Source organism: Geomonas propionica, assembly GCF_016458235.1.
Lineage (GTDB): Bacteria > Desulfobacterota > Desulfuromonadia > Geobacterales > Geobacteraceae > Geomonas > Geomonas propionica.
On the sequence record NZ_JAEMHK010000012.1, the window covers coordinates 130322 to 140874 of the forward strand.

8 protein-coding genes are annotated in these 10553 nt (G+C 64.0%); 7 read left to right on the forward strand and 1 reads right to left on the reverse strand.

What is annotated here, in order from left to right:
- Positions 1 to 30 precede the first annotated feature (30 nt).
- The 5 genes from JFN90_RS15840 to JFN90_RS15860 all read left to right on the forward strand — a co-directional run bounded on the left by JFN90_RS15840 (position 31) and on the right by JFN90_RS15860 (position 8860).
- The gene (locus JFN90_RS15840; RefSeq protein WP_199396097.1) at positions 31 to 2481 is read left to right on the forward strand and encodes a methyl-accepting chemotaxis protein; all 2451 of its coding nucleotides are present in this window, start codon (positions 31 to 33) and stop codon (positions 2479 to 2481) included.
- An 84-nt stretch (positions 2482 to 2565) separates the two neighbouring features.
- Entirely contained in the window at positions 2566 to 3240 is a 675-nt protein-coding gene (locus JFN90_RS15845) for a heavy metal response regulator transcription factor (protein WP_199396098.1), read from the forward strand.
- A complete protein-coding gene (locus JFN90_RS15850; protein WP_199396099.1) occupies positions 3218 to 4657 on the forward strand; it encodes a heavy metal sensor histidine kinase in 1440 nt (479 codons plus the stop codon). Before JFN90_RS15845 ends, JFN90_RS15850 begins: the two co-directional genes overlap by 23 nt.
- Positions 4644 to 6860 (forward strand): hybrid sensor histidine kinase/response regulator, encoded by a 2217-nt coding sequence (locus tag JFN90_RS15855; protein WP_199396100.1) that lies wholly within the window; start codon positions 4644 to 4646, stop codon positions 6858 to 6860. Before JFN90_RS15850 ends, JFN90_RS15855 begins: the two co-directional genes overlap by 14 nt.
- A 98-nt stretch (positions 6861 to 6958) precedes the next feature.
- Positions 6959 to 8860, forward strand: coding sequence for an LTA synthase family protein (locus tag JFN90_RS15860; protein ID WP_199396101.1), 1902 nt, complete (start codon positions 6959 to 6961; stop codon positions 8858 to 8860).
- 192 nt (positions 8861 to 9052) lie between these two features.
- On the opposite strand, the gene JFN90_RS15865 is transcribed toward JFN90_RS15860, so the two are convergent.
- Positions 9053 to 9802: an SDR family oxidoreductase gene (locus tag JFN90_RS15865; protein WP_199396102.1), complete on the reverse strand. Its 750-nt coding sequence runs from the start codon at positions 9800 to 9802 to the stop codon at positions 9053 to 9055.
- A gap of 147 nt (positions 9803 to 9949) precedes the next feature.
- Between JFN90_RS15865 and JFN90_RS15870 the strand changes: the two genes are divergently transcribed.
- Positions 9950 to 10243, forward strand: coding sequence for a BrnT family toxin (locus tag JFN90_RS15870; protein WP_199396103.1), 294 nt, complete (start codon positions 9950 to 9952; stop codon positions 10241 to 10243).
- A 4-nt stretch (positions 10244 to 10247) separates the two neighbouring features.
- Positions 10248 to 10496: a BrnA antitoxin family protein gene (locus JFN90_RS22275; RefSeq protein ID WP_328755756.1), complete on the forward strand. Its 249-nt coding sequence runs from the start codon at positions 10248 to 10250 to the stop codon at positions 10494 to 10496.
- Positions 10497 to 10553: the final 57 nt, after the last annotated feature.

Sequence of the window (10553 nt, forward strand, 5' to 3'; positions counted from 1 at the left end):
CCCCCAGCGCCCAGAGACCGGAGCAAAAGCATGACTATCAAGACCAAACTGACCCTGAACGTAGTCACCGTGATCCTCATCGTCGCCGGAGTCGCCATCGCCAGCATCGTCGGCATGCGCTTCGTCGACAACAAGCTCCAGGACCTCACCCAGCGCAGCACCCCGTTCCAGATGAGGACGGTGGAGTTCCAGCGCGAGATCCAGGAAGCGACCGCCGACCTGATCAAGACCAGCGCGTCCCGCAGCCGCAGCGAATTTGAGTCGGGCAAAACCGAGGCCGAGAAGTCGCTGGCCGAAGTAGAGAAGGGGCAGGGCGCGCTGCAGGCGCTCTCCGGAGACGTGAAAGTCGAGGCGCACCAGGCGCTGACCAGCATCGCCGGCGAGATCTTCACGGTGACCAGGGGGAAGCTGCAGGCCGAGGAGGACGCGGCGGCGGCCAACAAGGCCATCACCGAGCGGATGCGCGAGGCGACGGCGCGCCTCAAGGAGCTGGACGCCAAGATCAAGGGGCTGCAGTCCGCCAGCACCAGCTCCTACAGCAGGTCGGTGACCGAGACCAAGGGGGTGTCGGACCGGGTGCGCAACGTGGAGGCGCTCAAGCTGACCTTGAAGGACATCCACCTGGGGCTCATGGAGGTCAGCAAGGCGCAGGGGAAGAAGGCCATCCTCATCTCGCAGGCCAAATGCAACTCCGCGATGAACAACGCGCTGCAAAACGAGCTGGCTAAAAGCTCCAGCAGCATCTCGTCCGACCTCAAGTACCTGAACGGCAAGATCGTCCCCTTCGGCAAGGCGCAGGCGGCCGCGGTCGAACCGGGCGCGACCGACACCTCCGCGCGCGACCAGCTCTTCTCCGAGATCACCCAGAAGATGAACGCGGTGAACCTGGTGCTGGAGCAGGAGGCGGCCATGGCCGGGGACACCCTCTCCTCGGAAAGCCGCAAGCAGTCCTCCTATTTCAACAACTCCACCGTGGCCACCGGGGTCATGGCCAGCAACTCCGAGCTCCTCTCGCTCGGCCTCAAAGTGGACGGGCTCGCCTCGCGGCTCTTCACCGCCGGAAGCGTAAAGGACGTGGACGCCATCGAGGCCGAGTTGAACGGCATCTTCGGCCGCATCGGCCAGGTGGACGCCCAGCTCGCCAAGGCGCTCGGCAAGCTCAACGCCCGCGGCGAGACGGCGCTCCTGCGCCAGGCGGAGGGGGCGCTCGCCACCATCAAGGGGCTCCTTTTCGTCAAGGACGGCGTCCTCTCCAAGATCCGCAACCGGCTCGACATGGAGGCCAAGGCGGCCACCGCCATGGGCAAGCTGCGCGAGATCGTCAAGCAGCAGGCCGAAAGCGGGCAGAAAACGGTGAGCGTCGCCCAGGTGGACCAGGAGAAGGCGATCACCACGGTCAACAAGATGGTCCGCTTCTCGACGATCCTCATCGCCGCCATCAGCCTAGGTGCCGTCCTCTTCGGCATCATCTTCGGCATCTGGGTCTACCGCTCCATCTCCGGCCCGCTGGCCCAGCTCCTGTCCGTCTCGCAGGCGGTGGCCAAGGGGGACCTGGCCGTCGAGATCGACAGCAAGAGCAGCGACGAGGTGGGCAAGGTGCAGCTCGCCATGGGGGAAATGGTTCACAACCTGAGGGGGATGGTGGGCAAGATCAAGGACGCCACCCAGAGCCTCGCCAGCAGTTCCGAGGAGCTCTCGGTGACGGCGGTGGCCCTGGAGCAGGGGGCCGAGGAGCAGACCGCCCGCATCGAGCAGTCCGCGACGGCGATGACCGAGATGACCCAGACCACCATCGAGGTGGCCAGAAACTCCAGCGACACCTCGGATGCGGCCACCACCATGAAAGGTATCGCCGAGCGCGGCAAGTTGGCGATGACGGAAACGGCCCGGGAGCTGGACCACTTCGCCGAGTCGGTGCAGCAGGCGGCCCAGAAGGTGGAGTCGCTCGGAAAACAGTCGGAGGAGATCAGCGACGTGGTCACCCTGATCAACGACATCGCCAACCAGACCAACCTCTTGGCCTTGAACGCCGCCATCGAGGCGGCACGCGCCGGCGAGCAGGGACGCGGCTTCGCGGTCGTCGCCGACAACGTGAGGGAGCTGGCTGAGCGCACCAGCACCGCGACCCAGGAGATCTCGCAGACAGTGAAGACCATGCAGAACAGCGTCAGGTCCTCGGTGGAGTACATGCACGAAGAAAGGGAGTCGGTGCAGAAGGTCCAGGGGCAGGTGCAGCAGACCCTGGTCGCCATCGGCGAGATCGTGAGCTACGTGGAGCAGGTGGCGGACATGGTGCAAAGAATCGCGGTAGCCGCCGAGGAGCAGTCCTCCACCAGCGGCGAGGTCTCCCAGAACATGGAGGGTGTGCACCAGATCGCCAAGGAACTCAGAAGCTCCTTCACCGACATCAGGCACTCCTCGGGGGGACTGTCCCAGCTCGCCACCGAACTCAACGGCATGGTGGGGTGGTTCAGAGTGTAGGCGCTCTTTTTTATTATAGTTATCGCGTCCGGCACTCCAATGATATATACTCTTGCGGGTATTTCATGAGCAGTGGGGAGTCGGATGCGCATCCTGATCATCGAAGACGAGCATAAGGCCGCCAACTACCTGAAAAAGGGCCTCACCGAGAACGGCTTCAGCGTCGACATCGCCAACGACGGCGAGGATGGCCTGCACCTGGCCATGACCGAGCAGTACGACCTGATCATCCTCGACGTGATGCTCCCCATCAAGGGGGGGTGGGCCATCATCCAGGAACTGCGCGAGGCCGGCAAGGACGTCCCGGTGATCTTCCTCTCCGCGCGCGACGCGGTGCACGACCGGGTGCACGGCCTGGAACTTGGCGCCGACGACTACCTGGTAAAGCCGTACGCCTTCTCCGAACTCCTGGCCCGGATCAGGATCATCCTGCGCCGGCACCCCCTGCAGCAGGCCGAACTGCTCAAGATCGCCGACCTGGAGCTGGACCTGGTCCGGCACAAGGCCAGACGCGGCAGCCAGACCCTCGACCTCACCGTCAAGGAGTTCCAGTTGCTCGCGCTGATGCTCAGACGCCGCGGGGAGGTGCTCTCCCGCACCACCATCTCCGAACAGGTGTGGGGGATCAACTTCGACAGCGACACCAACGTGGTGGACGTCGCCATCAGGAGGTTGCGCAAGAAGGTGGACGACCCGTTTGCCCTGAAGCTCATCCACACCATCAGGGGGGTCGGTTATGTCATCGATGAAGTGGCCTGACCGTCGCCGCTCCAGCTCGATCACCGCACGGCTGGTAGGTTTCTACCTGGTCGCCACCCTGCTGATCCTCCTTTGCACCAACTGGTTCCAATTCAAAGCCCTCTACAAAGACCTCGACTACGAGGACAACGACTTCCTGGTGGAGCGGATCGGATCGCTGCGAGACATCATCGCCCGCCATCCCGATGCCCTGCGGGACCAGATCCCCGCCAACAAGTCGGGGCAGCCGAACCGGCACTTGGTGCGGGTCCTGGATGCCGAGGGGAGCACCCTCACCCAATCCCCGGAGATGGCTGGGCTCGCGGTGGACCTGTTCCCGCCGGCGGTGACCAGCGCCGAGAAGATCGGCCGCGGCCGCAAGTACCGCGCACCCGACAAGAGGCACTACCTGCTCAACGCGGCCTGGGCGGAACGGGCGGGGAACCCCCACTACCGGCTGATCCAGGTCGCGCTGGACATTACCGACGAAGACGCGCTGATGTCGAAGTACCTGATCCGGACCGCGGCGGCGGTCCTGACCGGCCTGTTCCTGGCGGCGCTCTCCGGGGTGGCCATCACGCGCCGGGGGTTGCGCCCGCTGCAGGAGATGGCGGAAAAGGTGGCGCGCATCACCGAGGCGGACCTGCACCAGCGGGTCGGGACGGCGAACTGGCCGCGCGAACTGAACCAACTCACCGTGGCGCTGGACGCCATGCTGGGGAGGCTGGAGGAATCCTTCGCCCGCCTCTCGGAGTTCTCCGCCAACCTGGCCCACGAGTTGCGCACCCCGATCAACAACCTGCGCGGGGAGGCCGAGGTGGCGCTCTCCCGGGCGCGCTCCGAGGAGGAGTACCGCCGCATCATCGAGTCGGCGATCGAGGAGTACGAGCGGCTCTCCCGCATGGTGGGGGACATCCTGTTCCTGGCGCGGCCGGACCGCCCCTACCAGCCGGTCCTGATCGACGCGCGGGTGGAGGTGGAGCGGCTGGCCGAATACTACGGCAACCTGGCCGAGGAGCAGCACACCGCCATCGTCATCGAAGGGGACGGCGAGGTGAGCGTCGACCCGCACCTGTTCCAGCGCGCCCTGGGCAACCTGATCTCCAACGCGCTGCACTACGGCTCCCGTTTCGGCGAAATAAGGGTGAAGCTGCGTGGGACCGACGAGGGGGGGCTGGAAATCGCGGTCGAGGACGACGGCATGGGGGTGGACCCGGCCGAACTGCCACGCGTGTTCGACCGGTTCTACCGCTCGCCGCAGGCCCGCCAGATCTACAACCAGGGGAGCGGCCTCGGCCTTGCCATCGTCCGCTCCATCATGAACCTTCACGGCGGCACCGCCTCGGTAGCCAGCCGCCCCGGTGCGGGCACCGTGGTGACCCTGCGCTTTCCGGCACCTCGTCACGGGGAGACAGGAGCGACCCTTGCCGAAACCTGACCAGGAACTTTCGAGCGCGGCTTCCTCCAGCCGCCGCCTGTTCCAGAACCAGACCGTGCGCATCGTCGGGATCTACGCCGTCTTCGGGCTGGCCTGGATCTACGGGTCCGACCGCGTCATCGGCCTCATGGTCGAGGACAAGGGGACGCTGCTGCAGATCGCGCTCGCCAAGGGGTTCCTCTTCATCCTCTGCACCGCCACCCTGCTCTACTTCCAGATCAACCGCTTCCTGGGCCAGCTGGCGACGGCGGACCGGGGCCGCCTGGAAAGCCTGGAGAACCTGAGGCAGAAGAACGCGCAGCTGCGGCTGTTCTTCGAGGCCGCGCCCGCGTCCCTGGCGATGTTCGACCGCGACATGCGCTACATCGAGGTGAGCCGGCGCTGGCTCTCCATGTACGGCCTGGGGGAGCGCGATATCCTGGGGCTGTCGCACTACGAGGTCTTCCCCGAGATCCCCGAGCACTGGAAGGAGTGCCACCGCCGTGGCCTGGCCGGGGAGACCCTCCGGGAGGAGGCGGAAGAGTTCCGGCGCGCCGACGGCTCGCTGCAGTACGTCAGGTGGGAGATCCGCCCCTGGTACCGGGCGGCGGGCGAGGTGGGGGGAATCGTCATCTTCACCGAGGACATCACCGAGCGCATGAAATTCGAGAGGGCGCTCGAGACGAACGAGCGCTTCCTGCGCCTGTTGACCGACCATCTGCCGGGGCTGGTCGGTTACTGGAACGCCGACCTGACCTGCGACTTCGCCAACCGGACCTACCGTGAATGGTTCGGCATGAAGAGCGAGGAGATCATCGGTCGCACCATGCGCGAGCTCCTGGGTGAGGAACTCTTCGCCCAGAACGAGCCGCACGTGCGCGCGGCACTGGCGGGGGAGCCGCAGCATTTCCAAAGGACGCTGGTGAAGCGCAACGGCGAGCCCGCCTACGTCTGGTCCCACTACATCCCGGACATGGTGGATGGCCGCGCCCGTGGCTTTTACGTGTTGGTGTCCGACGTCACCGAGCTGAAACGGGCCGAGACCGAGAGGCAGCGGCTGGAGCACCAGTTGCAGCAGGCCCAGAAGATGGAGTCGGTAGGGAGGCTCGCGGGAGGTGTCGCCCACGACTTCAACAACCTGCTCACCGTCATCATGGGGCTCGCCCAGCTGGGGCTGCAGGAGCTGGGACCGGAACACCCGACCCGGGTGCGGTTGGAGGGGATCCGGCAGGCAGCGGAGAAATCAGCGGCGCTCACCAGCCAGCTGCTTGGCTTCGCCCGCAAGCAGACCATCGCGCCCAAGGTGCTGAACCTGAACGGCGCGGTGGAAGAGATGCTGAAGATGCTCAAGCGCCTGGTGGGCGAGGACGTCGACCTGGCCTGGAGCCCGGGCGGAAGCCTGTGGCAAGTCAGGATGGACCCTTCGCAGCTGGACCAGATCCTGGCCAACCTCTGCGTCAACGCGCGCGACGCCATCGCCGACACCGGCAAGATCACCATCGAGACCGGCAACGTCTCCTTCGACGCCGAGTACTGCAACGCGCACTTCGACTTCGTCCCGGGCGAGTACGTCCTGCTGGCGGTGAGCGACAACGGCTGCGGCATGGACCAGGAAACCCAGGCGCAGATCTTCGAACCCTTTTTTTCCACCAAGGAGGTGGGACGGGGCACGGGGCTGGGGCTCGCCACGGTGTACGGCATCGTGAAGCAAAATAACGGCTTCATCAACACCTACAGCGAGCCGGGGAAAGGGACCACCTTCAAGATCTACCTGCCGCGGCACACCGAGGAGGGGGCGCAAGCCGTCCCTGAATCTGCCCCGGCCCAGGCGCACGGCGGCAGCGAGACCATCCTGCTGGTCGAGGACGAGCCGAGCATCCTGAGCGTTGCCGAGTCCCTATTGACCCTGCAGGGGTACCACGTGCTGCCTGCGTCGAAGCCGGGGGAGGCCCTGGAACTGGCGCGTGAGTATCGCGACCGGATCGACCTGGTGGTCACCGACGTGGTGATGCCGGAGATGAACGGCAGGGACCTGGTGCGCAGGCTGCTTCCCTTCTGCCCCGGGGTCAAGTGCCTGTACATGTCGGGCTACACGGCCAACGTGATCGCGCACCACGGCGTACTGGACCAGGGGGTGAACTTCATCTCCAAGCCCTTCACCATGAACGACCTGGCGGCAAAGGTGCGTGCCGTACTCGACCACAAAGACGAAGAACTCCGTTAGTTACATGACAGAAATGTCATCTCCCTGCAATGCAACAGCAAGGAGCTTTTTCATACTATATGTGTTGCTTTTCCACTAGACACTAAAGAGGTTTTCTTATGCCGCAACGACGACTGGGCCTGGTCGCCTTCGTCTCCTGTACCTTCCTCGCAGTCAGCACCGCCATCCGCATCATGCTGGCAGCCGCCACCCCGAAAGGGGCCGGTCTCAAACTCTCGCTGCTGCTCAAGGCGGCCGCCGCCGGTTTCTACTTCGACCTGGCCACGCTGGCCTACGCCATCGTGCCGCTGGCGCTGTACCTGATCCTGGTCCCGCGCCGGGTGGCCACGCACCGCTGGCACATCTGGCTGGTGCGCCTGCTCTTCGCCCTGTTCGTCGGCGTGCTGATCTTCGACATCTGCGCGGAATTCATCTTCTTCGATGAATTCGGCACCCGCTTCAACTTCATCGCCATCGACTACCTGGTCTACACCCAGGAAGTGGTCGGCAACATCCGGGAGTCCTACCCGCTGTCGGTGATCTTCTCCGGCATCGGCGCCGCCGCCGCTGCGGTCTGCTGGGTGCTGAGAAAGCCGCTGACCCGCGGGGCGGAATTGACCTTCAACGGCGCCTACCACCGCACCGGGTTCCTGCTCCTGCTCCCCGTGGTCCTCTCCTACGGCGTGGTCAACATCTCCCAGTCCGCCATCTCCAAGAACAACTACGCCAACGAGATCGCGGGCAACGGCGTCTACAACCTGTTCGCCGCCTTCATCAACAACGAGCTCCCCTTCACCAGGTTCTACCGCACCCTGCCGCAAAACCAGGTGAACGCGCGACTGAGGACCCTAGTCGCCGAGCGCAACAACAGCTTCATCGATCCCAAGTCAGAGCGCTTCACCCGCACCATCCGCGCCGAAGGCCCCGAAAAGCACCTGAACGTGGTGGTGGTGATCGAGGAGAGCCTGTCCGCCGAGTACCTGGGCGCCTTCGGTAACGACAAGGGGCTGACCCCGAACCTGGACCGCCTGGCATCCCAGTCGCTTCTGTTCACCAACCTCTACGCCAACGGTACCCGCACCGTGCGCGGCCTGGAGGCCCTCACCCTCTCCGTGCCCCCACTCCCCGGCACGTCGATCGTGAAGCGTCCCAACAACGGCGGCTTCCGATCCTGGGGCGAAATCATGAACGCCAAAGGGTACCAGTCCAAGTACATCTACGCCGGGCACGGCTACTTCGACAACATGAATGCCTTCTACTCGGCCAATGGCTACTCCATCGTAGACCGCACCGACTTCGCCAAGGACGAGATCAGCTTCGCCAACGTCTGGGGCGTGTGCGACGAGGATCTGTTCCGCAAGGTCATCAAGGAGGGGAGCAAGTCCTACACCGCCGGCAAGCCCTTCTTCTCCATGGTGATGACCACCTCCAACCACCGTCCCTTCACCTATCCGGCAGGGAGGATCGACATCCCGGCCAAGAATGGGCGCAACGGCGGGGTGAAGTATGCCGACTACGCCATCGGCAGGCTGATCGCCGAGGCGAGCAGCAAGCCCTGGTTCAAGGACACCATCTTCGTCATCGTCGCCGACCACTGCGCCGGCAGCGCCGGCAAGACCGACATCCCGATCAAGAAGTACGAGATCCCTCTGTTGGTCTACTCCCCGGCGCACATCAAGCCGGCCCGGGTGGAGAAGCTGATGAGCCAGATCGACGTCGCCCCCACCGTGCTCGGCCTGATGAACATGAGCTACAAGAGCGACTTCCTGGGACGCGACGTGTTCAAGGAATCCGGGCAGCCGGCGCGCGCCTTCATCTCGACGTACCAGAAACTGGGCTTTCTCACCGAGAACGAACTCCTGGTGCTGGGGCCGAGGCAGTACGCGGCGCAGTACAAGGTGAACCGCAAGACGGGCGACGCCAAGAGCGAGCCGGTGACCGACGCCATGATGGCGGACATGCTCGCCTACTACCAGGGCGCCGACTACCTGTACCAGCACAGGCTGAACCGGATCCGCTAGACCGGGACGGCAAAGCGGGCAAAGAAGCAACTACAACGACAAACGGGACGCAGCCACATCGGCCGCGTCCCGTTTTTTTTGGGGAACTAGCAACTAGCGCTCCCTAACCCCCCCCCTGCCCCCCCTTTCGCAAAGGGGGGAACGCCAGGCCGGGTGTACTGCTAGTGGTCAACACTTCGCACTCCTGCTACCTCACTCTTCATAGATCATCTTGCGCGTCATGCCGCCGTCGACCACGAAGTTCTGCCCGGTGATAAATCCGGCACGTGACGAGGCGAGAAAGAGAACCATTTCCGCGATGTCATGCGCGCGGCCGACCCGTCCCGCGGGATGCTGCTGGTGGTCGACCGGCCGCAGTTCCGCCTCGTCGCCGTTGTGGATCCAACCGGGGCTCACGCAGTTGACCCGGACCTCCGGCCCGAGGCTCATGGCCAGCGCATGGGTGAGGGCGACGACGCCTCCCTTGCTGGCGGAGTACGCCTCGGTGTCCGGCTCCGACTGCAGCGCGCGGGTGGAGGAGATGTTGACGATGCTGCCGCGGCTTCGCTTCAGGTGCGGCACCGCGTGCTTGCTGCAGAGGAAGACGCCGGTCAGGTTGGTGCCGATGACGCGGTTCCACTCGGAAAGGTCCAGCTCGTGTACCGGCGCCGCGTGAGCGCGGGCCAGCGCGGCGTTGTTCACCAACAGGTCCAGCCGCCCGAAGCGCGCCAAGGCTTGGGCTACGAGCGCCTGCACCGACCGCTCGTCCGCGACGTCCGCTTGAAAGGCCAGGACCGCGTCCGGGGCACCGAGAGCGGCCGCCGTCTCGGCAACCGCCGCGCCGTCTATGTCGGTCAGCACCACGGCATGCCCTTCTGCAAGCAGCCGTTGCGCGATGCCCCTGCCGATCCCCCGCGCCGCGCCGGTCACCAGTGCCACCAGCCTCTGTTTCTCCTGTGCCATCTCGACCTCCGATGAAAGGTTCCTGCAGCAAGGTCAAAACTTACAACAGCCCCAGCGCTTTCGCAAAAGAAAACAAGGTATAATCACCCCTGTTGTCCGTGCATCCGGCTTGACTGTGCGTACAGTTGTACATACAATGAGGTAGCGATGAAGTTCGAGTGGGATGACCGCAAGAACTGCTTGAACCGGGAAAAGCACGGGTGCGATTTTGCCGATGTCCCTGAGATGTTCCTTTCGAACCGGTTCGAGATGCAGGACGATCGCAGAGACTACGGCGACCCCCGCATCATCGTGATTGGGAACATCAATAGCCGTATCATGGTCGGCGTCTTTACCATGAGGGGTACCGACACCATCCGCATCATCTCTTTACGAAAGGCCAATAGCCGTGAAAAAGCAAAATTTAAAAGAGCCCTCGCACACCGACTGGGATCGGGTTGACGCCGTGAAGGAGGAGGAGATTGACTACTCCGACATCCCGGAACTCGATGATGATTTTTTCGAAAAAGCCACTTTCGTCTCCGCCAAACAAACCATCACCATCCGCCTGGATTCCGATGTGGTGACTTGGCTGAAAGAAGGTGGCAAAGGGTATCAGACGAGGGCCAACAGGATCCTGCGCTCGGTGATGGAAGCACAGCGGAAGAGGGGAAACAACAGCGTTGCCGCCCCTAAGAGATCCGGGACACCCTAGCTTCACTTAAAAGCCTCCCCCCGGGAGGCTTTTTCTTACTACTCCGCTACGTTGCGG